We start from the raw sequence: 23,517 nt of genomic DNA, 5'->3' as shown, positions 1-23,517 counted from the left end.
CAGCGGTACGAGCTGGCTGTTCACTTTACGGAGACGTTCTTCATTAACCGGCTGTTTCAGGCCTCTGAATAAGCACTTCCGCTAGAGCCTGAAGCGAATAATCGGAGGTGGAGCATAGCAGAATGCTTCCGGCGTTATGCGGCAGGTGAGCATCGTCATACGGGTTACGCAGCACCAGGTTCAGCAGCGGTCCTGCAGCGGCAAGCTGTGCGGCAAGTTCGAGCTGTCCCTGGAACAGATGGGCATTCAGCGTTCCTTGAATCACGAAATTTCCGGCGGCCTTGGCAGATAAGTCTGCAATCTCCGCAGCTTCAGGCTTCATGCTGCAATACGCAACCTGCACGGATAAGCCCAGGGCTTCCAGTAACGCAGCCAAGCCGATGTCACTACCGCCGGAGTTATCGGCGATGGTGAGCTGCTCCTGGCGCGGCAATATTAGCATATATTGATGCGTGGCAGTCAGCGGCAGCAATTGCTGCGGATCGCGGCTGATCTTGACCGTGCGGCGTGCATATTGCAGGGCCGCCTCATTCCAGCTCTCACGCGGGATGGGACGGGCCGCCGCTTGATACTGCTGGAATTTGGTATAGAGCTGGAGGATACGGTTGACCGATTCGTCAATTCTGGACTCTTCGATAACGCCGTCCAGAACAGCCTTGCGGATGCCGGCCATGACACGCTCCTGGAATTCCGGGGTATGACACATCAGAATCATGTCATTGCCGGCCAGCACCGCCAGCACTCCCACCTCATCTGGATTGAAGTTCTTCTTGATCGCTCCCATCTCGATGTCATCGGTGCAGATGACACCCGCGAAGCCCAGACGCCCCCGCAGCAGCTCTCCGGCGAAGAACGGGCTGAGCGAAGCAGGCAGCCCCTGCGACTCGGGAATAGCCGGAAAGACGAGATGGCCCATCATGATCGAATCGGCCCCTGCTTCGATGGCACCGATGAATGGCAGCAGCGGCCCGTTCATTAATTCCTCTATTGTGAGTTCGCATTCTGGCAGGACAACGTGGGAATCCCCGCTAACTTGTCCATGACCGGGGAAATGCTTGGCCGTCACGGCTACCCCCGCCTCATGCATTCCGCGGATATATGCCTTACCGAAGGCGGCTACCGTTTCAGGGTCTTCGCCGAAGGAGCGCACGCCTACGACCGGATTATCTATATTCGTATTCACATCCAGCACCGGTGCCCAGTTCATCGGAATGCCGAGTGCGTGGAGCTGGCTGCCAATGATTTTACCCTGGAGATAAGCGCTCTCAGCATCCAGGCTTAATCCGGCGGCACGGTTGCCGGGGATGTAAGGATAAAAGGTCTTGAACTTGGAGAGCGTGCCTCCCTCCTCATCGATCGATACATAATAAGGCTGCGGAATGCCGGAGTCTCCGGCAATGGCCTGAACCTCCGCCATCAGCTTCAGCGTCTGCTGCTCATCCTTAACGTTATGGGGGAACAGGCCAATCCCGCCGAACCGGTTCTGGGACATCCGTTCACGGTACTCTGGCTCCGCCGCTGTGGAGGGGGTTCCGACCACACACATCAGGGATATTTTGTCCTCCAGACTCATGGCTGCCGGATCTTGTAGTGAATTTACTTCATTCAGCTGCATAACTGCTCCATCCTCCTGTCGGTTTGTTTGCTAACCCTCGCTGTGGACAAGTCCCAGCTCTTGATAGAGCGTCTGCTCCAGATAATCATGCAGATAAAAGCGTGATTTCACGAAGTGCTCGGCCATATCCCGTGGCTGGTATTGCAAAAGAGCCTCCAGCATCCGGGGCCGGACCGCTTCGCGTCCGTTATGGTTACGTGTGTAATTGTTCAGCAGGGAGCGCCATTCCGCGCTGTCGCCCGGGTACAGCTCCCAGCGGTAGGCATACTTGTGGATTGCCCTGGAGCGGTCGGTCGCTACCTCGAAATCGTGCATGATTGCGATTAGTTCAGCGTAATCCTTATTCTTCTGGACATTATCAATCAGCTTCCAGATGATATCGTAGTAATCCTCCAACAGGTAATTGCCAAGCTGTGCATGGCCTGTATCTGGAGTTATTCCATGGAACAGCTCCAGGAAGCGGTCGATGAACGTATCGGCATCCGCATGCCGGTTCCAGGTGAGATCGGCATGAAGGAGCATCGGGTACCAGGTGGTCTCGAACACGCCATAAGGAACGCCAAGGCTGAAGGGACCAGTCCAGTTCGTTGCCACCATACAGCGGATATCCAATTGCTCTGCGGTCTCTGCCCACTGAAGGAGATTGTCGGTCCGGTTATCAATCACCGGGTAGTTCTGATGCTCCGCCCAGTCGAAGCTGCGGACCGCAGGAGCACCCATCACCTCAATGCCCAGCGCCCTGAACTTATTGGTCAGGGAAGTGACTTCCGCTTGTATGTTGCGGCCGTTATAGATCCAGATCATCGCTGCACTGCGCGGATCAAGCTTCGCCAGCTCTTCAGGCGGACACTTATCCAGCATGTCATGCCAAAAGATCGCCTGCCGTCCCCGGCTGGCCGTGAATTCGATTAGGCGGTTCAGGAAGGAGATAAAAGCCCGTTCCCGCACGCCGCCGAACGCTTCCCGGCACGCTTCACATTCACACAGGCTGTAGACCTCGTCACAGCCGAGATGGATATAACGCGATCCGGGATGGGCATCCATCATCTCCGCCAGCAGGCCGGTGATTAGTTCATAAGTCTGCGGATGGGACGGGCAGATCTCGCCGGTAGACTCCTCGGTCTCCCGCAGATGCTTCCAGGCATCATGGCGCAGCACATACTCGAGGTGGCCGAAGCTCTGCTGCAACGGGATAATCTCGATATAATGCTCATGGGCCGCAGCCTTGAGCGCCTCCAGCTGTTCCCGGCTAAGCGAGTGCTGCGGATGAGCGAATTCCCGGTGCGTGCTGAACGGGAACTTGTCCTCGTATTCTATGAGCACCGCGTTCGTCTTGTAGCGGGAGAACTCAGCCAGATATAGGGTCAGCCGCCCCGGCTTCGAGAAGGTCTGGCGTAGATCGAAATTCATCACTCGCAGCTCCGTATCCGGCCAATCTGAAATAGACACCGCCGGAATATCGCTATCACCATGCAGGCTCTGCAATTGGAGGAGTGTCTGCAGGCCGTAATAGAGCCCGGGGGCGTCCAATGCGCGGATAATGGCTCCGTTTGCACTAACCTCTAGAATGTAGCCTTCCCTCCGGCCCTTCAGCGCGGACAGCTCCGCCTCAGCAAGATTAGAAGCCGAAGCCCCGCCGTTATTCAGACCAGCTTCTCCAGGCGCGGCCCAGGCGGCATCCTGCCTGGAAGCTCCGGGTTCAGTGTGCGTTGAAGTGCTCCCAGTGATCCCAGTGCTTTCAGTTTCCTTGCTTTCCGCAAACCCCTCAATCAGCAGCGAGTATCCCTCACCTGCTTCCGGAGCGGCGGAGGTGACTTCCCGGCCGGGAAAAGCCCGCCGGCAATGAAGCACCAGCCGGGGGTCTTCCACTTCCATAGCCAGCCGCAGAAGGACTTCCCCGCCTGCCCGCCACGGCTTCTTGTCTGTCATCCTTATCTGCTTCGGCTCGGGTATTAAGCTAAGCATCGCTCTCTCCTCCTAGTACCTCGTATGGTTAATCTTATGGATCGGATCAATAAGGCGAAGCTACCGCGCCACCCCGGTCCGACTGTAATCGGCTTTTCGATTACAATGGGCCTACGCGCCGCTCAGAGTCCGACTGTAATCGGTTTTTCGATTACATTTAGCCCATGCGCCGCTTAACCCTTACCGGCCGCTGCAAGCCGGCCGTTCTTCCATACCGCCTGGATCTCCAGGTCTCCGCCGCCGTTCTTGCGGAAGCCGATCAGATCCGCTGGCCTACCTGCGGTAAGTCCGGCAGCCTGCGGAAGTTCCAGCAGTTCGGCCGGGTGAACCGAGGCGCAATCGATGGCGTCCGCAAGCGGCACCAGCCCGGCCCGGGCCAGGTAGGCTACCTGGTCCGCCAGCATCATCGCCGATCCGGCCAGCAGCCGTGGATGGCCGGCCAGATGCAGCCGCCCTTCCGGCGTCAGCACTACGTCGCCGCCGATATGCAGCCGGTAGGCCCCCGGTGCCATGCCGCTCAGCGAGACGGCATCGCTGACGAGAATCGCCCGGCTCTGCTTGACCCGCAGAATCACCTTCAGCAGGGCATCCGGCAGATGGCAGCCGTCGGCAATCATGCAGCCATACAGCTCATCGGCAGCCAGCTGCTCCCACAGATAGTGAGGATGGCGCGGGAGTGTAAGGTGTGTGCCGTTGCCCAGATGAGTGGACATCACCGCGCCTGCGGCCACTGCTTGCCGGATCTGATCCGGCGAGGCGGCCGTGTGTCCGATGGAGACCCGGATGCCGGAGGCGCTACACCGGGAGATGAAGGCTGCGGCTCCCGGCCATTCGGGCGACACAGTAATGATCCGGATCAGTCCCTCCGCCGCTTCCTGCCAACGGCAGAGTGACTCCCAGTCAGGCGGGCAGATATGCTCCAGGGGATGCGCCCCGCGCGGACCATCCTCCGGCGACAAGAAAGGCCCCTCCAGATGGATGCCTGCGATCTGCCCGGCGATATCCGGCTGTATCTGCACGGCTTCAGCAATCGCGGACGCCGCCTGGGTAAGCTGGTCCGGCCCATTGGTTATCAGGGTCGGGCAATACGAGGTGACTCCCCGGGCCAGCAGGCGGCGTGAGAGTCCGGCTACAGTCTCTGGTACAAGCGGCAGCGTATTGAAGTCCAGGCCCCAGCCGCCGTTCACCTGCAAATCGACCAGCCCCGGCGCAAGCCAGGGCCAATCTGCCATATGCGGGTTCTCGGCCAGCGTATGAACCGCTTCAATGACTCCACCGTTAACGTGGACCTCAATCGGCAGTCCGGTTCTGTAATGTCTTCCCGAGATCACACCGTTCATGAGCTGAAGGCATCCCGGTCCGTGAACAGCGTAATGGCGGGATGTGTCCGCAGTACGCTCGCCGGACACGCGGTACTTATCGGACCATGAAGCGCAGCCTGAAGCGCGGCCCGCTTAGCCAAGCCGGGAACAATGGCGAACAGATGGCGGCCTGCCATCAGGGCAGGCACGGTTAGCGTCAGCGCATGGGTAGGTACATCGTCCAGGCTGGCGAAGCAGCCGTCATTTACCTGCTGTGACCGGCAGGCTTCGTCTAATTCGACCGCTTTAACAAGCAGCCGATCGGCGAAATCGGCTACAGGCGGATCATTGAACGCAATATGCCCGTTCTCCCCGATGCCGAGACAGACGATATCAATAGGAGCTTCATTCAGCAGCGCCGCGTATCTCCGGCACTCCTCTTCAATATTGCCCGTCCGGCCTAGCAGCTCGATCCGTCCGGGATTGACTCTGCTGAACAACCGTTCCTGCAGGTAGTTGCCGAACCGCTGTGGCGCATCTTCCGGCAGGCCGATATATTCATCCATATGAAAAGCGTGTACCCGGGACCAGTCAATCCCCTGTTCCTTCACCAGCCCTTCATACAACTCATTCTGTGACGGAGCCGCTGCAAATACGATACGGACCGGAGTCGTGGACTGCTTCTGCAAGTCTCTGATGCTATGCCCGACCGCTCCTGCGGCCGCTGCTCCCATCTGGCTGCGCTCGTTATAGACGAGAACACGAATACGCTCTACTAAATGCTCCTCTGCCGGAATGAACCTCTCTTCCATGATGAGCCCTCCTCCTTATGGGGGCGGGAAGACCGCCCCCTTTCTGTTACATTCCGCTATTAACCAACAAATAAGGCTTGTTATCCGAATTCTCTGAACTGGCCAGCGTTACAACGATTCCCGATGTATTAGGATCACTCCACTGGAAGGTTGGTGTAAGCCCCGCTGCCGTTGCCGTAAGCACATAAGAAGTTACATCCGCACTGTACCACCCAGCCCCGGTGACCCGGACCGTTCCGAGGTTAGTTCCGCCGCTGACGGGACGTTTATTCCACGTAATGCCGTTCTCGGTCCACTGCGCTCCGGTGTACCCTTTCAGTGCAAGGGTAACCGGAGAAGCCGGGGCAGCAGTGACATACACGTTCATAGTTACGGTCTGCACCGCCGTCCCGGAGAGATTCAGCTCAGCCTTCATGAAGGCGATGCGGTCCCCTCCGCCCTGTCCATTCGGCAGATCGGCAATCTCCAGCACAGGCTCCTGCCCGAAATTAACGGAGGGCTGATGCTCATGGACATAAGCATCCATGGTCACCGGAACCACCGGATCTGCCAGAGCACTTTTCTCGATACGCAGCAGATACAGATCCACGGTTCCATCCTCGTGATAGACTAAGACCGGCACATCAACAGGCTCTGACCCGATCGTAACGGACGCAGCCGTTCCCGATGCCACGGTCATCCCGTTAATCCGTACTGCATCCGTTGCCTTGGCGGTAACCGGGGTGACCTGTAACGAAGATACATTGCTTTTGACTGTTACGGTATAGGCCTTGTCACCCGCCGCGAAAGGCTTGTCCCACTCTCCTACAGATAACGTTAATCCGCTAAGCCCGCCATGCGGCAGCAGCGCCGTGGTGTGAGGCAGGTCATGGGCGCTGGCGTAGTAATAACCGGGAGCCTGAACTCTTCTCGGCTCGAGCCCGGCTTGACGGCCGGTCGGAATCGCCTCCGAGGTGAAGGCTGCCCGTCCATCCGCGCCCGTAACTGCCGCTGCATAACGGCCCGCCGAATACGTGAAGCGGCCTTCTATTGCAGCTCCTGTAAGCACTTCCCCTGTCGCATAGTCACGCACCTTCATCGAAGCTTCCGCAGCGGCTCCAGTGTAGGAGAGCTGCATATCCGTCACAATCATCGGCTTAAGCGCCGTACTGCCGGTGACAGCAGACACTTCACCAGATAACGGGCCGATATTGCCCGCCAGATCGCGGGCAGCCACCCGGTAATAGTAGGTGGTGTCCGGGAGCAGTCCCTTGTCCTGATAATTCAGGCCCCGGGCAAGTCCGGCGATATCCGCAGAGGTTGGCGTGAAGCCGGAGACCGTGCTGCGGTAGATGATGTAGCGATCTACCTCTAAGTTGTCAGTCGCCATTCCGTAATTCAGCCGGATGCTCTGATACTCACTGGCAACAGCGGTTGGAGTACCCGCAGGTGCAGATGGGGCTTCATGGTCTTCCGGCGCTGTCCAGAATACGCCGCCCGGTCCCCAATACGAAGGCAATGCCCGGTAGGAATCATAGTGATGGACAGCAATTCCGCCGAAGGAGCTGCTTAGCCCGGAAGCTGCATTGACCTTATCCAGCTCGGCTTCCATATGGGTGCGGCCTTCCTCCTGGAAGGTAATCGTCTCCGGGTCGCCGCTGTTTGCGATATCCAGCGTCTCCACTCCGATGACTACAGAATTCGGCTTGCCGATGGCCTCGGCATAGGCCAGCTCACCGGCAGCCCCGGCAATGATGCCTGCGGTTCCGTCTGCGGAATCGCGGTAATCCATGATCGAGATATAATCGGAGATGTCCTGGATATGCTCAGACAGCCATTTCGTTGTGCCGTTCCACTGGATATTCGCTCCCTGCTCGGAAGAATCGTACCATTTGGGTACAGCCGGGCCGAAGGGCAGCCGGATACCGGCTGTATCCCGACGGTCAATCATTTTGCGCAGACCATCCAGGTATTCGTTCTGCAGGAACTTGCTTGGAGCTTTGAAGTCCGGGGAAATATACGGCTCGATGTCCACGTTGATCCCGTCAAACTTCTCATCCTCCTCCGCCGCTAGATTGTAGTTGATAATCTGCTCAATCTCCCGCACGGCATGATGGTGGTAGCGCTCATAAGCGCCCATATAAGCCGGGGAGGTTCCGCCCGCCACAAGGGCATGAACACTTAAGTTCCGCTCATGCGCCCAGCGCATGAAGGAGCGCAGCTCGTCCTCCTGCTCCTCCAGCGCCCGGTATCCGGCATAATTGCCCACAGCCAGATACAGGGTCGTGACCGGCTCTGATCCAAAGGTCGCGGTGTCCGTTACGAAGGACTCCAGCACCTCACGCGAGCCCGGATTCAGCAGCAGCTTATAGCTCTCCGGCTCCCAAATCCACATGGCCCGGTCCTGATCCGGCAGAGGAACCGCAGGCTCATGGGTACCGGCACCGACCTGCGCATAGACGGTCGCACTGTAGCCGTAGCGTCCGGGCGCATTCGCGGCCCGGGCCTCCAGGCTGATCGTGCGGTCAACGATGCCTGCCGTACTCCATGAATATACATATTCCGTGCCGTTATAGGCGGCTTGCTGCCACGGTCCCCGGTTCACCCGGACCTGCACGTCCGAGACCGGCGTAGCCGATTCTGCCTGAACGGTGACCGCCACCTGTCCAGTCACAGCAATCCCTTCGTCCGGACCGGTAATCGTCACTACTGGCGCAACACCTGCGGGGTTGTTGGCCTCAAGGGTTACGGAGGAACTCCACACTCCGTAGCGGGTGGTGGTATCCAGCCCGCGTGCCACCAGCTCCACCTCACCGCTATACCGGGAGGTGTCGAGCGTATAAGACCAGCTGCCGCTGTCATCCCCGTCCGGGTCCTCCAGCAGCGCTTCGAACTGGGCCGTCCCGTTCACATATAACCGGACATCATACAGTCCGGTATAGGTGCCGCTGACCTCCACCGGCCCGCCGGAGGAGACATATCCCCCGGGCGGTTCATCCAGTGTAATGGTGCCTGCGGCCCGGGCTGTGCCCGGGACCGCCACTGCTGAAAGAACCAGAATCAGACCTACCAAGGGTAGAATCCATCCAAACCGTTTACCAGAGCCGTGCAGCCATTGCTTCATAAGCGGCGCCTCCTTATAATGGTCAAGCGAATACCCTGAATGCCTTGCCTGTGCTTCAGCGGTTCTGCCCTGCAATTACTTGCTGCTTAATTGAATATTCTGAACGCGGTCATACGCCTCCTTGTAAGTCGAGAGCAGTTTGTCGACGCCCAGATTATTGATCTCCTCAACATATTTATCCCAGTCCTCCAGCTTGCGGGAGCCGGTCACGAACTTGGCGAAGCTCTCATCGCGGTGCTTCTTGATCGCCTGTCCGGTGATCGAGATGACTTCATTCTCCTTCTCGGTGAAAGCCGGACGCGGCTGCATGTTGGCCGGATCATACTTGACAGCCTCTTCATAAGCATGCTTCAGGTCAGCCGAGAACAGGGACAGATGGGCATTGAAGTCAATCCACGTATACGTTCCGCTGGTCTGAAGTCCCGTCTGCTTCCGCATTTCAATCACATCGGTGAATTCCGGCTTGAACTTGATCGTCTCGCCTTCCTTCACATACGTCTCGCCTTCCACACCCCAGCTGCTGAGCATCCGGCCTTCTTCCGAATAGAAAAAGTCCATATAACTCATGATATCTTCGATATTCTTGGAGGTTGAAGCTACCGTCAGGCCGCCCTCCATGTAATGGAAGTAAGGGTTCAGCTGCTTGCCGCCTTCAAGCCCTGCGGGAGGAGCCATGAACTGCATATTGAATTCCGGATTCTCCTTGCGCATCGCATTATTGAAGAAATCCACCCGGCTGATGTAATCCACGGTTACAAAAGATTTGCCGGTAGAGACCATATCCTGCCACTGCTTGGTCTGCAAGGACAGGAAGTCCGGCGGAATCAGCCCTTCGTCATAGAACTGCTTCCACATGCCGACCATTTCCTTGTAGTTGTCCTCAGTCGGCCCATAGCGCCATTCTTTTGCATCGAAATCGTAGTAAGCCCCTTCGCCTGTCCCATAGTTGACCGTCATATTCGCATTCATCTCATCCGGGATCTGGCCGTAACGGACCGACAGCGGGTAACTGTCCGGGTATTTGGCCTTCAGCGCCTTAAGGGCCGTATGCAGCTCATCATAAGTAGCAGGAGCCTTAATCCCTTCCTTGTCAAAAACATCCTGGCGGTACATCCAGATCATCCGGTTCGTCTCCCCGAAGCCCTGGTTAGGGAACATATACATTTTGCCGTCGGCGGAGAGTGCCGCCTTCGCCTCATCCGGGTACTGCTTCATCCAGGCGGTCAGATTCGGCAGCTTGTCCATGTACTCCATCAGGTCTACGAGTGCCCCCTGCTGGCCGAACTTGTTCGATTCCTTGCGGTTGGGCATGTACATCAGATCCGGCAGCGCATTGGAGGCCACCGCCAGGTTCAGCGCTTCAGCCAGCTTCCCGGAAGGCGTCTGCACCTCCAGGGTGGCGCCGGTCTGGTCCTTGATCCAGCCCCACACCGGCCAGTCCTTGGAATACGGAAAGGTTGGGTTGTTGTCCAGCAGTGCGGTGAAGGTATGTGCCTGCTTCGTTCCCGCAGTGGCGGCTCCAGCTTCTCCGCCCGGTGCAGCCGTGGCAGCAGGTGAGGCATTATTGTTATTGCCCCCGCTGCAGCCGCTCACCAATATTGCCGCTGCCGCGAGGGGCAGCAGTACAGACTTCCATGTGCTCATTCATCATCTCTCCCTTTAGTAGTGGTTATGGTTCAGGGCCGGATCAGCCCTTGACTGCACCGATCATGGCGCCTTTGACAAAATACTTCTGAACAAACGGATATACCGTGAGGATCGGCAGCGTAGAGACCATAATCGTTGCATATTTAAGCGACTCTTCAACCACCTGGTTGTCTCCCCCGATTCCGGTCACATCCCCGGAGCTTGCGCTTCCCGCCAGCACCAGATTGCGGAGCAGCACCTGGAGCGGGAACAGATCCGGGGTGCGCAGATACAGCAGCGGATAGATGAAGTTATTCCACATTCCCACGGCATAAAACAGGGCAATGGTGGCGAACGAAGCCTTCGACAGCGGAATGATAATGCGCATGAATATCCCGATATCATTGAATCCGTCCATTCGCCCGGATTCCTCCAGCTCCTTGGGAATGCCGGAGAAGAAGGTCCGCATCAGAATCAGATTCCAGGTGCTGACCGCGCCCGGCAGGACCATGCCCCACACGGTATCCACCATATCCAGGGAGCGGACCACAAGGAAGGTCGGGATCATCCCGCCGCTGAAGAACATCGTGACGACGATCAGCATGGTGAAGGTCCTGCGCAGCGCCATATCGCGGCGGGAGAGCGCATAGGCTCCGGTAGACGTAACCACCAGCGAGATCAGAGTGCCGAGCACGGTGTAGATCAGCGTGTTTTTGTAGGCCGTCCAGATCTTCGGGTCTCCCAGCACCAGCTCGTACATCTTCACATTGAAGCCCTTGGGCCAGAACGAAACCGTGTTCTTGATGACATTGACATCGCTGCTCAGAGACACCGCAAGCATGTGCAGGAACGGGTAGAGCGTAATTATCACAACCATCAGCAGAAAGAACGTGCTGATCACATTAAACCAGGAAATTCTCGGTGATCTCATCACCACACCCCTCCTCTACCATAGACTTGTCTCACTGACACGGCGGCTGATGTAATTGGCGCTATAGATGAAGATCAGGCTGATGATGCCCATGAACAGGTCAATGGAGGCACCGTAGCTGAAGTTCCCCTGCTCCATCCCGACCCGGTACACATACGTGCTGATGATGTCGGCCGTATCGTAGATCGCCGGGTTCTGCATGAGGAACACCTTCTCGAAGCCAATCTCCAGCACCTTGCCGATATTCAGAATCAGCGTGATGACAATCGCCGGTGAGATGCCGGGCAGTGTGACATGCCATATTTTGCGCATCCGGCTGGCCCCGTCCATGTCGGCTGCTTCATAGAGCTGCGGATCGATTGCCGTCAATGCCGCCAGATAGATGATGGTCTCCCAGCCGATATGCTGCCAGATCTCCGACAGAACATAGATCCCCCGGAACATTCCCGGCTCATTCATGAAGTTAATGGGTCCGATTCCGAAGGTGCCGAGCAGATTGTTAATCAGTCCGCCCGTCGGTGACAGGAACATAATAACCATGCTCGCCACAATAACGTTGGAGATGAAGTGCGGCAGGTAGCTGACGGTCTGCACGAATTTTTTGAACGCGGCCTTACGGACTTCATTCAGCAGAATCGCCAGGATCACTGGAGCCGGGAAACCGAACACCAGCTTGTACAGGCCCAGGAGCAGAGTGTTCTTCATCAGCGGCCAAAAGTCAGGATTCTCAAAAAACATCCGGTAATACTTGAACCCCACCCAGTCGCTGGCCCAGATTCCTTTAAACAGATTATAATCCTTAAACGTAATGACGAGGCCGAACATCGGTGCATACCGGAAAATCAGATAGTAGAGCAGGCACGGCAGGAACAGCAGCCATAGCGTTTTGTTATGGTTCCAGGTCCGCAGCAGACGCCCTTGACGCCGGTATGGAGTTTTTTCCTTTCGCAGGTTGTCAGGTACTACACTCGTTTGAGCCATAGGCATTCCCCTCTTGTTCTTAATGATGCAGCTCACTTAATGTCAGCTTACTTCCCCTCTGCTTCCGGGGCTTGTCTCCGAATTATAGCGGCAACCCTTTGGAAAGCGCTATCAGCATGTTATATAACTTTTCTCCCGATCTGCATATTTCCCGGTTAAGGTGTATAAATCGGTAAAAGTGCATATTGTGCGTGTCAGCTTTGGGCCGCTATGATAGGATAAAACGATAACCAAGCGGCTGCACCTGAAGGGGGAATACATATGAAGAGACCGCTTACCAGCCAATTTGCCCTTAGCGGCCTGTTCGTTAAGCTCATGCTCAGCTTCCTGAGTGTCATCCTGCTGCTGGCTTCATTCAATCTGTTCTCTCATCTATATCTTAGCGGGAAGGTCTATCAGGAGGTGGTCCGGCAGAACGAGCAGAGTCTGAAGCAAGCGGTGGACGGGTACGAGAATCACTTCCGGCTGACCCAGAATATGATTCTGGCGCTGACCCAGTCGGATACGTGGACGGCCAATCTGGGCATTCTCAGCCATCTGAAGGAGAATCGGCGTTACGATATTGTCAGCGAGGTGAAGTCCGATCTGATGACGCTGAACGGGAACCCTTTTCTGCATATTGAGAATTTCATTCTGCATTTCAAGGCGGAGGGATATGTGCTTGAGAAAGAGGGGCTGAGTACCGCGGCCGATATGTTCGGCAAGTATTATTACAGCGGGGAATATCCGGCGGACTTCTGGAGCGCTCAGACCATGGACAACCAGTATCTGAAGGTCCTGCCCGCCGCCTCCTTCACAGAGACTACGATGAATTCCTCGCGTCCGCTCGGGCGGCTGATGCCGGTCATGATCAAGGCCATTCCTTATGAAGAGGTCTACGGCATTGTGATGCTGAACCCGCAGCGGCTGGAGCAGGCGTACGGGGATTCCGGGAAGAATCCCTTCTATATAATGGATGCGCAGGACCGTCTGCTCTTCTCCACCGCAGAGACGGAGCTGCCGGCTCTGGAGTATGCCGTTACTGCAAGCTCACATGAGCGGATCGGGGACAACTATTATTTCTATCAAAAAGGGGCGCAGACCGGCTTCACCTACGTCCGGGTCACCGAGGTTGCCGCCATCGCGAGCGGGCTGCGCGGCATGCGGGTGCTGCTCGCCGTTCTGCTCACTGCTGCGGTGCTGGTCAGTCTTCTCTTCTCCCTCCTGTTCAGCTACCGGCTGAACCAGCCGCTCCAGCGCCTGATCGCCGCGTTCGACCGCAAATCGGGCGGCGCTCCCGGCAAGGTGAGCAGCGTTAAGGAGTTCGCCATTATCGGCGACCGCCTAAGCTCGATTATGGAGAACAACCGGTTCATTCAGAACGATCTTGCGAATAAGAACTCGCTGGTCCGCCAGTATGCCTATACCCATAAGGTTAAGAATATTCCGTTGAACGCAAGCCTTGGTGAGCTGGAGGATGCCCTGCATTCCGAGCGCCCGTATGCCTCCATCCTGTTCAAGCTCAGCTTCACCCGCCTGCCGGAGGAGCCTGAGGAGCACACGCTGGCCCTATGGCAGTTGATTCAGCGGCTATTCACCGGGGAGGAATCCGAGAACGTCGCCTTGCAGCCGGAGCAGGATCTGCTCTTGCTGCTGCTCTTCGATCCCGGCCCGCAGAGCGGCATTCTTCAAGTGCTGGGCACGCTGCAGGAGCTGCTGGCAGATGAGCCTTCCCTCTACCTCACGATAGCAGTCAGCCCGGTATATTCAGGGGAAACACCGTTTACGGATGCTTACCATAACTTGTCCGGGTTGCTGAAGGAACGCAGACTGAACGGGGAGACACAGATTATTGTAGAGCCGCGGGCCTCGTCGGCCAAGGCCATTCATCTGAAGGTCACACACGGGGAAGAGCTGCATACCCTGCTGCAGTCCGGCAGCGAGGAAGCGTTGTTCGGCTGGCTGGACCGCCAGCTGGAGCAACTGCAGAATAAGGATGCCGCTGCGGAGGATTTCCGGGCTTTTGCTGCGGGTGTATCAGAACAGACAAGCAAAACAGTCATGAAGCTGAATCTGCCGGAGCTTGAAATAGGGCTGGTTGCGGCTCTGTCCGGTGAGCCGTTCGCCGCCTTCTATTCCTCGCAGCAGTATAGTGAATGGCTCCGGGAACTGGTGATTCCGGTCCTTGCGGCGATCCGTAGCGGCTCGGAGACCCGGGACCCGGTCATCAGCTTCGTGCTGGAGTATCTGGACAAGCATTACGGGGAAGACATCAATCTGAACCTTGTCGCCGAGAAGCTGAATCTGACCCCCGGCTATCTGTCGAGCATCTTCAAGGAGAAGACCGGCATCAACTTCAGCGAATATCTGAACACCCTGCGGATCGAACAGGCCAAGGCGCTGCTGATGAACATAGACCTGCGAATCCAAGATATCGCGCTTCAGGTCGGCTACCAGAATGTGAACTCGTTCATCCGTATGTTCAAGCGTGCCTCCGGCTTAACGCCGGGTGAGTACCGCAAGCGGGCTGCCGGGGATCTGCCGGTACAGGCTCCGGCTTCGGGGGAGGAATTATAGTTCTTTCTGAAAATATAAGAATTCTATGTCTCGCTGAAACGGCACCGATTGTATTCGGATTTCCGCATACATTAGGCCCGCCCGTCTCTTTGATAGCAATTGTATTCACTTTTTCACATACAATCGAGTGTCTTAGAATTACGTGGAGGAATAAACAAGCGTGCCCCAATTACTGGCACGCTTCATGGAACAACGATTACGGGCAAGGATCTTCCCCGCCCATATAAATACGGATGACCGCATCGATATATTGCATAACCTCGGTAGTCGTTCCGTACACCCGCGTAGACTGTCCCTCCTGCTCCCATTGTAAACCCTTCACTATACGTCAGGGTCAAGCTTGAGAGTTATGGGATCACCTATCGTCACCTGATTTTTTAGCAAACAAGTGAAAAAACGTACCTTCATTTACCGCTTTCCGTCGGATTTACCGAAGCAAGTGGACAAAATCCAACTGTTTGCCGCTAAGCGTAACGACCCGCGTGCATGCCCCTACCCATGCATGGAGTTCTAATCTACTTGCTATCAAGTCATATCATCCCGCAGCGCATCAATGATATTCTCCCGCTTGATTGTGCTAACCGAATACAGCATGGTCACGAATACGATCAGGAGCACGCTGAACACACTGATGCCGATGCTGGCCCAGGGGAAGATATAGTCAATCTGGTCCGCGCCGCCAATGAACATCCCCCGGTAGATTAGCCAGGAGAAGACCAGCCCGATGGGAATCCCGGACATAAGCGCCCTCATGCCATAAAAGGCACATTCGAAATTCATCATCCGCTGGAAATTGCGGTCAGACATCCCGATAGAGCGGAGCATCGCCAGCTCCCGGCGGCGCAGCTTGATGTTCGTCGAGATTGTGTTGAACACATTGGCAATCGCAATCAGCGAGATCATGATAATGAAGGTATAGGCAAACACGTTGATGATGAAAATCGTATTGCGGCTCTCATCCATCATCGCATACACATTATACAGCTTATATTCATCCGTAATTTGTGCACCTTGGATGGTTTTCTCCATCTCCGCTACCGACTGTGCCGGGTGCTTGGAGCGAAAGGTCAGGCCCTTCACTGCCGGCGGACTGTCCGCTGCTTCAAACTTGCCGATGAGTGAATAAGGAGCAATCACCCGGAAGAAGAAGGGCTGATTGGAACCGGGGCTTCCCGTAACCGGCAGCGTATCCGGCGGTACGGTCTCTACGAACGTAACCGATACGTCATGTCCCTGCTCTATCTTCGACCCGTCCTCTGATTTGGGGGTCAGGGTCAGGATAGAGGACGAACTTTTGAACAAATTACTTAACCCGTCAACCTCCTTCAGCCGTTTATCGTCGGCAGGACTCATCAATTTGGCAACGGCGATGAACTTGGCGTCCGGACCCGTATATTCCGCTGCGGGTAAGCCCAGCCCTTCAAGAATCTTCAGATAGGCGCTGTCATCCAGAAACTGCAGGTCGACGGGCAGAGATACCTGCTCATCCGAGCGGACCGGCGAAGGAACAACTGCATTTCCTGCTTTTCCATCATTTCCCGCTTTTCCCGCGGCTCCCGAAGCCCCCTCTTCGCCCCAATAAGCATCCGAGAGATCGCTTGCCTGAGCTATCCCGGTCACTTTCATGAGCGTCTGGTAGGAGCTTTCCCAGATCCCGCCTGCGGTTCTGAGCTTGTCGTAGAGCGCCAGCATCTCACTGTCTTTCATAGATTGTGTGGCGAAGCCGATATCATAGGTGGTGAACGCAACTGCCCGCTCCGACATTTGCTTCATATATGTGACAAAAGCGCTGGCCGATATAAACAGCACGACGCTTAACATGAGCGACAGCACAATGCTGCGGTAGCGTTTCTTGTTTCTTTTGAAATTCTTAAGCGCAAGGGTGCCTTCGAGGCCGTAGATACGCTGCGCCCGCCCGGATGTCTTCACGGCCTTGGCTTCAACCTTAACCTCGTTCGACTGGCGGATACTCTCCATCACGGGAGTGCCTGCCGCCTTCCTGGCCGGAATATAGGCTGAGATCAGAATCGTGATCATGCTCAGCGCAGCTGCACAGGCAATGGCTGGAATGGACACCTGCAAGTTTAAAGGGACATGGGAATAGAGGATATTCCCGAAGTTCTTGGATACGACCGTTAGTACAAGTCCCATGCTGCCTATTCCCAAGAGAATGCCAACCGGTATTCCGACAGCACCAATACACAGACCTTCGAACAACACGGCGTTACGCAGCTGCTTCGCTGTGGCTCCTACCGATGAGAGAATGCCGAATTGGCGTGTGCGCTCATTGAGGGAGATGGTGAAGGCGTTGTAGATCATGAAGATCGAACCGGTTACGATGATAAAAGCTACAATCCCCCCGACCGTGTACAGCAGAGCGGTGAGCAATTCATCGCTTGAGACGCCCATGAAGCGCAGCACATTATCGTTGTAGACGTAAGCATGGCCTGCGGCGGTGCTGTTTGCGTAAGCCTTCACTTCACGCGGGTGCTTCAGGCTAACATACAAGCTGAAGCTGTCCGCCCGTTCTGACGGATTAGCTCTGGTAATGAGGGTATAGCCTGGGGCAGCGGACTCCTCAAAAGCAGGTCTGGCGTAGATTCCTACAACCTTGTAGGTCTGCTCTGCCCGGGGCACCAAAGCTTCTGCGCCTTTCCCAGACTGGTCTCCCGCCAAAAAGACATCATGCTGGTTCAACTGCTGGTTGCCGTACATCCGGTCTCCGACAGCCAGTGTGAGCGTATCGCCCTCAGCGAACTTGATCCCGCCATTCGCCGCCAGATGGGACGGGACTAGAATTTCTCTGCTGTTATCTGGCATTCGTCCGGAAACCATAGTGACAGGCAAGGTACCCGGGGAAGCTTCATCTTCATTAAAGCCTGCAATAAACAGATAAGGCTTATCCGGGTTCTTCCCGCCACTAAGTGCCGCGTAGCCGATATTCTCGAAGGATGCCGTACTGGATACGGCCTGATCGTGTGCCCGTTCCTGCACGAAGGAGGAATCTACAGCCGGGAACCCGATATGCCAGCCGCCGTATTTGGCGATGGAACCCTGGATCATATAGCTCTGCAAGGACACGGCGAAGGTGGAGACGGCAGTGATCATAGCGGTAGACAGGATGACTCCGATAATCGTTACGATGGTCCGCGTGCGGCTTTTTTTGAGGCTCTGGAGGGTAACCTTGTTGAAAATATTCATGTCCGTACCCGTTCGTCCCGCACAACCCTGCCGTCGGAGATGCCGATAATGCGGTCTGCCTGGAGGGCAATATTCTCGTCATGCGTGACGATGAGCAGGGTCTGCCGGTACTTCTGATTGCTTAATTTCAGCAGATTGATAATCTCATGTCCATTCCGGCTGTCCAGACTGCCCGTGGGTTCATCCGCCAGCATGACCGCTGGGGCATTCATCAATGCGCGTCCTATAGATACACGTTGCTGCTGTCCGCCCGAGAGCTGATTCGGCAGATGCGTTCTCCGGTCAGTCAGCCCCAGCAGCTCAAGCAAGTCGTTCAGCCGTTCCTCGTTGACCTTGCGTTTGTCCATCAGAATCGGCAAGGTGATGTTCTCCACCACATCCAGCGTAGGAATCAGGTTGTGGAACTGGTAGATCAGCCCGACCTGCCGCCTGCGAAAAATAGCCAGCTTGTCATTGCTCTGGGCATACACATCCTGTCCGTCCAAATAGACGTTGCCGCTTGTCGGCACATCGACACCGCCGATGATATGAAGCAAAGTGGATTTGCCGGAGCCGGAGGAGCCAATGATCGCCGTGAACTCCCCCTTCTCAATCGTCAGCGACACCTCGTCCAGCGCCGTAACCCGATTGTCTCCTTTCCCGTAGATCTTACTCAGCTTCTCAATTCTCAAAAACTCCATACTGCAATTCTCCCTTCACCTGATTTATCCCTATCATAGAGCCGCAAGCTTACATCTCTGTGACTTTCAGGTGAGAGATCTGTCACTTAGGGAAACGAAGCCTGAAGAGCGCACCGCCCTGCGGGTGATTATGTGCGGTAACGCTCCCTCCCTGCCGGGTGATAATCAGCTTGCAGAGCGCAAGGCCGATTCCGTAGCCGGTATGGTTAGGGCTGCTGCCGCGATAGTACCGGTCGAACAGCCGGGGGATTTCTTCCTTGCTAAAGCCCGGGCCGTTGTCATGCACCGTAAGCTCGGTGTACAGCGGATTGTCTGAGCAGATCAGCTCAATCTTCCCGTTCTCTCCTGCACTTTCCAGGCAATTCTTCAGGATATTCTGGATCGCTTCCGGGAGCCAGGCCGAATCGCCTTGGATCACTGCTCTAGCGGGGCAATCTATCCGTAAGTCTACATTGCGCAGCTCCATCTGGATTAGGAACGGACGAACAGCGGTGCGGAGCAGGCCGTTAACGGCGATAGGCCCGCTTTGAAATACAACAATGCCCGCATCCAAACGGGATAACTTAAGCAAGGAGGTAATCAGCCAATCCATCTGCATCAGCAGCTCCTCGGTCTCCCGTATAAAAGCTTTCCGCTCCTCTTCCGCAGGACTATTCGCAAGCAGCGTCATAATCAGGTTCACTGAGGTAAGCGGGGTGCGGAGCTGGTGGGCGATGTCAGCCAGTGAATCGGCAAGATGCCCCTTTTCCTTGATCAGCTCGCGGTTCTGATCCCGGATGCGCTGCGTCATTTTGGTGATTTCGCTATGTAAAATGGATAACTCGCCTTCTTCCGCATCAGCGATGAACAGATGGTCCGCATTATGCAGTACCCGGTCAATCTGATTAGAGATGCGCGCAATGCTCTTGTACCGGGCCCTGGTGAACAGCAAAAATGCTGTGCCGAAGGCAACAGCACAACCAGTGGCAAGGAACCCCGCTGCCGTATGTAAGGTGAACCCGATGGTAATCGCACCAGCAGACATGATGATATACAACAGGCTGAAGTGTCGGATCTCTTTATTCCGCAGCATCGCTGCACCCCAGCCGATATCCTGTTCCCCGCACCGTCAGAATGATCTGCGGACTTGCCGGATCACTCTCGATCTTCTCCCGCAAGCGCTTGATATAGACAGTTAGCGTGTTGTCATTAACAAATTCGCCCGCTGCGTCCCATAATTCGTCGAGCAGCCTGCTTCGCGTAATAATATTCCCGGGGTTGTTCACAAACACCAGCAACAGGCGGTATTCCAGCGCTGAGAGGTAGACCTCCTTGCCCTGCCGGGTTACAACACCGCTTGCCGGATCTACATGAAGCCCGCCGATGTCAAAAGCAGACCTGGTCCGTCCGCTCTTCCGCAACGCCGTTCCAATCCGCGCAATCAGTTCACGCGGGCGAAACGGCTTGGTAATATAGTCATCCGCCCCCATGTTCAGCCCGGTAACCACACTTGCCTCATCCCCGGAGGCCGTCAGGAAGATGACAGGCACCTCCCTTGTGGCCTTGATCTCCGTGTACACCGTAAAGCCGTTCCCGTCAGGCAAAGCAATATCGATCAGTGCCAGGTCAAACGGATTTCCGCCGAGCATGGCCACAGCCTCACTCCGCGTAGCGGCATGGGTAACTGTGAAGCCTTCTGAGCGGAGCAGCAGCACGAGATTTCTTGCAATGGCCTGATCATCCTCAACCAGTAATATTTGCGGCATTCTTCAGGGCCTCCATTTTATTTATTGTGCAGGCTGTGCCTGATCCGGCGCCTTTTGCTTCATAATCGGCAACATCATCATTGCGCCCAGGAGGAACAGAATTCCGGCTCCGCTGTAGATGGTACTGAGCGGCAAGGCACTCTTCAACGCACCGGCGAACGACATGGACACCACCATCATCCCGACGAACATCGGATTCAGCACCCCGTTGACCCGGCCGACAATCGAGCTATTAGACCATCTCAGAATCATCGTGCTGATCCCGATATGAATGCAAGGGAACATCAGCCCGTTCAGGAACTGGATCGTGAGCGTAAGCGGAACGCTTGTTGAGAACCCGACGATGGTGGTGCATACGGCACCTGCCAGCATCCCCATGGCGAGCAGCAGCTGGGGCGGAACTTTTTTGGCGAAGGCGGCCACCAGCCCTCCCCCGATCAGCATGGCTGCACCGTTAACCATAAGCATGTACTGGAGGAACTCCTTGCTTCGGCCCAGCCGCTCGGTGACGATGAACAGATTCAGTGCCTGGGCTGCGCCCACGGCAAGTCCCGCCAACACAAACGCAAGTCCGAGCATCCGCAGCACCTGACTCTGCCAGACATACCGGAAGCCCTCGGTGAAGTCCTTACGGAATTGCCCCTTCGCGGTAACTGTCCCTGCTTCCATATGATCCTCCGGCAGACGAATAAGCACAAGTGCTGACAGCAGAAAAGCCACGCCCATTACAGCGATGGAGATCTCAAGGCCGAAGGTGCTGTATACGAAAGTGCCTAACATTGGTCCGAGGACCATGAAGATAGCCATCAGTGATTGGAAGAGCGCCATCCCCTGCTGCAGCTGTTCCTCCGCCACATGGAATTTAAATAACCGCATGCTTGAAGGCTGTGAGAACTGCGACAGAATGGCCGAGATGAACGCGACCAGATACACCGATTCCCAAGAACCGAAGTGAATACTGAGCAGAACGGCGAATACCGATACCGCAGACAGGGAATCACACCAGATCATCGTGCGCTTCGGGCGCCACCGGTCCGCAAAAGTCCCTCCAATGAAGGAAAAAACAAAGATAGGCGCAAATTCAGCAACGCTGATCAGCGAAATGGCGTAGGGATCATTGTTGGTCCTCTCCGCAACATACAGCAGAATAGCAAAATTACGTACCCAGATCCCGATCTGCAGCAGCACGCTGGATAACAGAATCGTCTGGAGGAACTTGTTACGGAACAGGCTCGGTGGATTTGCGCTTTGGTCATACCGATTCAATCGTTTAACCCCCTATTGATTCATAAAATACGCTCAGCTACTTAAGTCCGGGTTCTCCTTTCACTGTCTATATTATACGGAGCGGACCGCGATCTTTAAAGCTATAAATGCGGGGACGGAGTGGATCAATTCACCCCGAAATATTCCTTCAGCCCCGCTACGAGTGCTGCCGCTACCCGGTTCTGGAAATCATCGGAGAACAGGGCGGCTTCTTCGGCAGCATTGGACAAGAAGCCTACCTCAAGCAGCGTAGCTGGCATGTTGGAATATTTCAGTACGATATATTTGTTATATTTAACCTTGCGGTCTGTGAAGCCGGTTGCCCCCAGCAGGTGCTTGTGCATGATATCGGCAAAAGCTCTACTCTCTTGACTGTAATAATAGGATTCGGTGCCGCGCACCTCAGGCCGTCCTTCTACCGAATTGGCATGGATGGATACAAAGGCATCCGCCTGAAGCTCATTGGCCATCTCTGCCCGTCTTTTATTGGCCGGATAGGTATCATCGCGGCGTGTCATTACCACCTGGAAGGCCGGATCCTTCAGCAGCAGGGCTTCCACCTTGAGAGCCAGGCTCAGATTAAAGTCCTTCTCCAGCGTCTTGGTGATTCCGATCGTACCGGGGTCCGCAGCACCATGTCCGGCATCAATAACAATAATCTTCTTGCCATTGCCAGGTTGAACCGGCTGTACAGGAAGAGGCTCCGGTGAAAGAGTGTTCAAGTCAACGACCAGGAGTCTGTAGGCTGCGTCCTCCTCTATGTAAGTGGTGTAACGTGAAACTGCAGTCAAAAACAGGGTGACCCGTACCGTGGAAGCGTCTGTCCCTGACAGCTCGTAAGCCATCCTGCTGACACCCGGGACTCCAGTAATCGCCTGCTCCCCTGATAGAGTACTGCTATCCCACAAGACGGTTTGTAAGAAATCTGCGGAGAATGACGTTAAGGGAAGCTCCACCACGATCTGCAGTGGTTCGTTTCCGGTATGTACGGATGGCTGGACATCGCCGGTAAAAGCAAGCATCAGGCGGTTATCGCTGAAGCTGAGCCCGCTCAGCGTTGAAGTCCCCGTTGCGATGACGGGCAGGGCCGCCGGAGGAGCTGTGCCTTCAGGATTTGCCGGGGCAGCGATCACTGCCGGATCTGTAGCAGGCCCGGAATCCGGCTGCACTGCTGGAGGTCCCGCTGAAGTTAAGCCCACCACCTTGCGGCTGTTGTCCCAGCTCACCTGGACGCCCATGGCTTCGCTGATGAATCTTAACGGGACAAGCGTGGTTCCGCTATGGTTGCGGGGCGCTGTGGACAGCGAATGGGAGGTTCCATCGATCAAAGCCTCCTTGTGGCCAATGGTTAGTTCAACGCTGCCGGATTCCTTCGGAATGGTTACGGTTCCAGCCTGTTGATTCCAGATGACCCCCATCCCCATATTCTCTGCAATGATCCGCAGGGGAACCATTACACTGCCGTTAATAATTTCAACCTTGTCTTTTTTTTGCATAGGGATTGCCTGACCGTCCAATACTATCGTGGGGCTTGTCTTCGCAGCGGCTTTGGCCTGACCGCTGAGCGGGAAGCACAAGAATAGCGCTGCCAGCAGGAGGAACCAATTACATTTTTTCATGCGTGCATCTCATCCATTTCATCTGATAGTAGAATTGCTGATTCTTAAATTAGACTCCAATAATTGGAATTGGTTGCGGAATTGAACATTTACAATTGGGTAAACACAAAAATGCG

Annotated in this window: 15 protein-coding genes; 1 reads left to right on the top strand and 14 read right to left on the bottom strand. The window is 55.6% G+C overall.

The features are described 5' to 3' along the window. Nucleotides 1-43: 43 nt before the first annotated feature. The 8 genes from MKZ07_RS07130 to MKZ07_RS07095 all read right to left on the bottom strand — a co-directional run bounded on the left by MKZ07_RS07130 (nt 44) and on the right by MKZ07_RS07095 (nt 12,334). Nucleotides 44-1,615: a glycoside hydrolase family 3 protein gene (locus MKZ07_RS07130; RefSeq protein WP_341025345.1), complete on the bottom strand. Its 1,572-nt coding sequence runs from the start codon at nt 1,613-1,615 to the stop codon at nt 44-46. Between the two features lie 30 nt (nt 1,616-1,645). Next, on the bottom strand, nt 1,646-3,580 hold the full coding sequence (locus MKZ07_RS07125; protein ID WP_341025344.1) for a DUF4838 domain-containing protein: 1,935 nt from the start codon (nt 3,578-3,580) through the stop codon (nt 1,646-1,648). A 173-nt stretch (nt 3,581-3,753) separates the two neighbouring features. After that, nucleotides 3,754-4,920, bottom strand: coding sequence for an N-acetylglucosamine-6-phosphate deacetylase (locus tag MKZ07_RS07120; protein ID WP_036690825.1), 1,167 nt, complete (start codon nt 4,918-4,920; stop codon nt 3,754-3,756). Then, on the bottom strand, nt 4,917-5,693 hold the full coding sequence (locus MKZ07_RS07115; RefSeq protein ID WP_036690823.1) for a glucosamine-6-phosphate deaminase: 777 nt from the start codon (nt 5,691-5,693) through the stop codon (nt 4,917-4,919). The genes MKZ07_RS07120 and MKZ07_RS07115 overlap by 4 nt, the downstream gene beginning before the upstream one ends. 46 nt (nt 5,694-5,739) lie before the next feature. Continuing rightward, the gene (locus MKZ07_RS07110) at nt 5,740-8,796 is read right to left on the bottom strand and encodes a CBM96 family carbohydrate-binding protein (protein ID WP_051493154.1); all 3,057 of its coding nucleotides are present in this window, start codon (nt 8,794-8,796) and stop codon (nt 5,740-5,742) included. A gap of 75 nt (nt 8,797-8,871) precedes the next feature. Continuing rightward, nucleotides 8,872-10,440, bottom strand: a complete 1,569-nt coding sequence (locus tag MKZ07_RS07105; protein ID WP_341025342.1) for an extracellular solute-binding protein — start codon at nt 10,438-10,440, stop codon at nt 8,872-8,874. A 43-nt stretch (nt 10,441-10,483) separates the two neighbouring features. Next, nucleotides 10,484-11,353, bottom strand: coding sequence for a carbohydrate ABC transporter permease (locus MKZ07_RS07100; protein ID WP_341025340.1), 870 nt, complete (start codon nt 11,351-11,353; stop codon nt 10,484-10,486). Between the two features lie 15 nt (nt 11,354-11,368). Then, a complete protein-coding gene (locus MKZ07_RS07095; RefSeq protein WP_084648785.1) occupies nt 11,369-12,334 on the bottom strand; it encodes an ABC transporter permease in 966 nt (321 codons plus the stop codon). Nucleotides 12,335-12,595: 261 nt separating this feature from the next. Between MKZ07_RS07095 and MKZ07_RS07090 the strand changes: the two genes are divergently transcribed. Next, nucleotides 12,596-14,890, top strand: a complete 2,295-nt coding sequence (locus MKZ07_RS07090) for a helix-turn-helix transcriptional regulator (protein WP_341025338.1) — start codon at nt 12,596-12,598, stop codon at nt 14,888-14,890. A gap of 525 nt (nt 14,891-15,415) precedes the next feature. Here MKZ07_RS07090 and MKZ07_RS07085 read toward each other — a convergent pair. From MKZ07_RS07085 to MKZ07_RS07060, 6 genes are all read right to left on the bottom strand, one after another. After that, entirely contained in the window at nt 15,416-18,091 is a 2,676-nt protein-coding gene (locus MKZ07_RS07085; protein WP_341025336.1) for an ABC transporter permease, read from the bottom strand. After that, nucleotides 18,088-18,771 (bottom strand): ABC transporter ATP-binding protein, encoded by a 684-nt coding sequence (locus MKZ07_RS07080; protein WP_036690812.1) that lies wholly within the window; start codon nt 18,769-18,771, stop codon nt 18,088-18,090. The genes MKZ07_RS07085 and MKZ07_RS07080 overlap by 4 nt, the downstream gene beginning before the upstream one ends. An 82-nt stretch (nt 18,772-18,853) precedes the next feature. Beyond that, nucleotides 18,854-19,843, bottom strand: coding sequence for a sensor histidine kinase (locus tag MKZ07_RS07075; protein WP_341025334.1), 990 nt, complete (start codon nt 19,841-19,843; stop codon nt 18,854-18,856). After that, nucleotides 19,830-20,516, bottom strand: coding sequence for a response regulator transcription factor (locus tag MKZ07_RS07070; RefSeq protein WP_341025332.1), 687 nt, complete (start codon nt 20,514-20,516; stop codon nt 19,830-19,832). The genes MKZ07_RS07075 and MKZ07_RS07070 overlap by 14 nt, the downstream gene beginning before the upstream one ends. A 21-nt stretch (nt 20,517-20,537) precedes the next feature. Then, nucleotides 20,538-21,782 carry an MFS transporter gene (locus MKZ07_RS07065; RefSeq protein WP_341025331.1) on the bottom strand — a complete coding sequence of 415 codons (1,245 nt, stop codon included), beginning with the start codon at nt 21,780-21,782 and terminating at the stop codon, nt 20,538-20,540. 125 nt (nt 21,783-21,907) lie between these two features. Continuing rightward, nucleotides 21,908-23,401 (bottom strand): N-acetylmuramoyl-L-alanine amidase, encoded by a 1,494-nt coding sequence (locus MKZ07_RS07060; RefSeq protein ID WP_036690804.1) that lies wholly within the window; start codon nt 23,399-23,401, stop codon nt 21,908-21,910. Between the last annotated feature and the right edge of the window lie 116 nt (nt 23,402-23,517).

Origin of the sequence: Paenibacillus sp. FSL P4-0338 (assembly GCF_038002365.1) — a bacterium.
GTDB lineage: Bacteria > Bacillota > Bacilli > Paenibacillales > Paenibacillaceae > Paenibacillus_AQ.
Note: the sequence above shows the minus strand (reverse complement) of the source record. Positions and strands in the feature narration are given on the sequence as shown.

Bases quoted from the DNA above. Each gene is read 5' to 3' on its own strand.
- MKZ07_RS07130 (WP_341025345.1), bottom strand. From the start codon at position 1,615: ATGCAGCTGAATGAAGTAAATTCACTACAAGATCCGGCAGCCATGAGT.
- MKZ07_RS07125 (WP_341025344.1), bottom strand. From the start codon at position 3,580: ATGCTTAGCTTAATACCCGAGCCGAAGCAGATAAGGATGACAGACAAG.
- MKZ07_RS07120 (WP_036690825.1), bottom strand. From the start codon at position 4,920: ATGAACGGTGTGATCTCGGGAAGACATTACAGAACCGGACTGCCGATT.
- MKZ07_RS07115 (WP_036690823.1), bottom strand. From the start codon at position 5,693: ATGGAAGAGAGGTTCATTCCGGCAGAGGAGCATTTAGTAGAGCGTATT.
- MKZ07_RS07110 (WP_051493154.1), bottom strand. From the start codon at position 8,796: ATGAAGCAATGGCTGCACGGCTCTGGTAAACGGTTTGGATGGATTCTA.
- MKZ07_RS07105 (WP_341025342.1), bottom strand. From the start codon at position 10,440: ATGAGCACATGGAAGTCTGTACTGCTGCCCCTCGCGGCAGCGGCAATA.
- MKZ07_RS07100 (WP_341025340.1), bottom strand. From the start codon at position 11,353: ATGAGATCACCGAGAATTTCCTGGTTTAATGTGATCAGCACGTTCTTT.
- MKZ07_RS07095 (WP_084648785.1), bottom strand. From the start codon at position 12,334: ATGGCTCAAACGAGTGTAGTACCTGACAACCTGCGAAAGGAAAAAACT.
- MKZ07_RS07090 (WP_341025338.1), top strand. From the start codon at position 12,596: ATGAAGAGACCGCTTACCAGCCAATTTGCCCTTAGCGGCCTGTTCGTT.
- MKZ07_RS07085 (WP_341025336.1), bottom strand. From the start codon at position 18,091: ATGAATATTTTCAACAAGGTTACCCTCCAGAGCCTCAAAAAAAGCCGC.
- MKZ07_RS07080 (WP_036690812.1), bottom strand. From the start codon at position 18,771: ATGGAGTTTTTGAGAATTGAGAAGCTGAGTAAGATCTACGGGAAAGGA.
- MKZ07_RS07075 (WP_341025334.1), bottom strand. From the start codon at position 19,843: ATGCTGCGGAATAAAGAGATCCGACACTTCAGCCTGTTGTATATCATC.
- MKZ07_RS07070 (WP_341025332.1), bottom strand. From the start codon at position 20,516: ATGCCGCAAATATTACTGGTTGAGGATGATCAGGCCATTGCAAGAAAT.
- MKZ07_RS07060 (WP_036690804.1), bottom strand. From the start codon at position 23,401: ATGAAAAAATGTAATTGGTTCCTCCTGCTGGCAGCGCTATTCTTGTGC.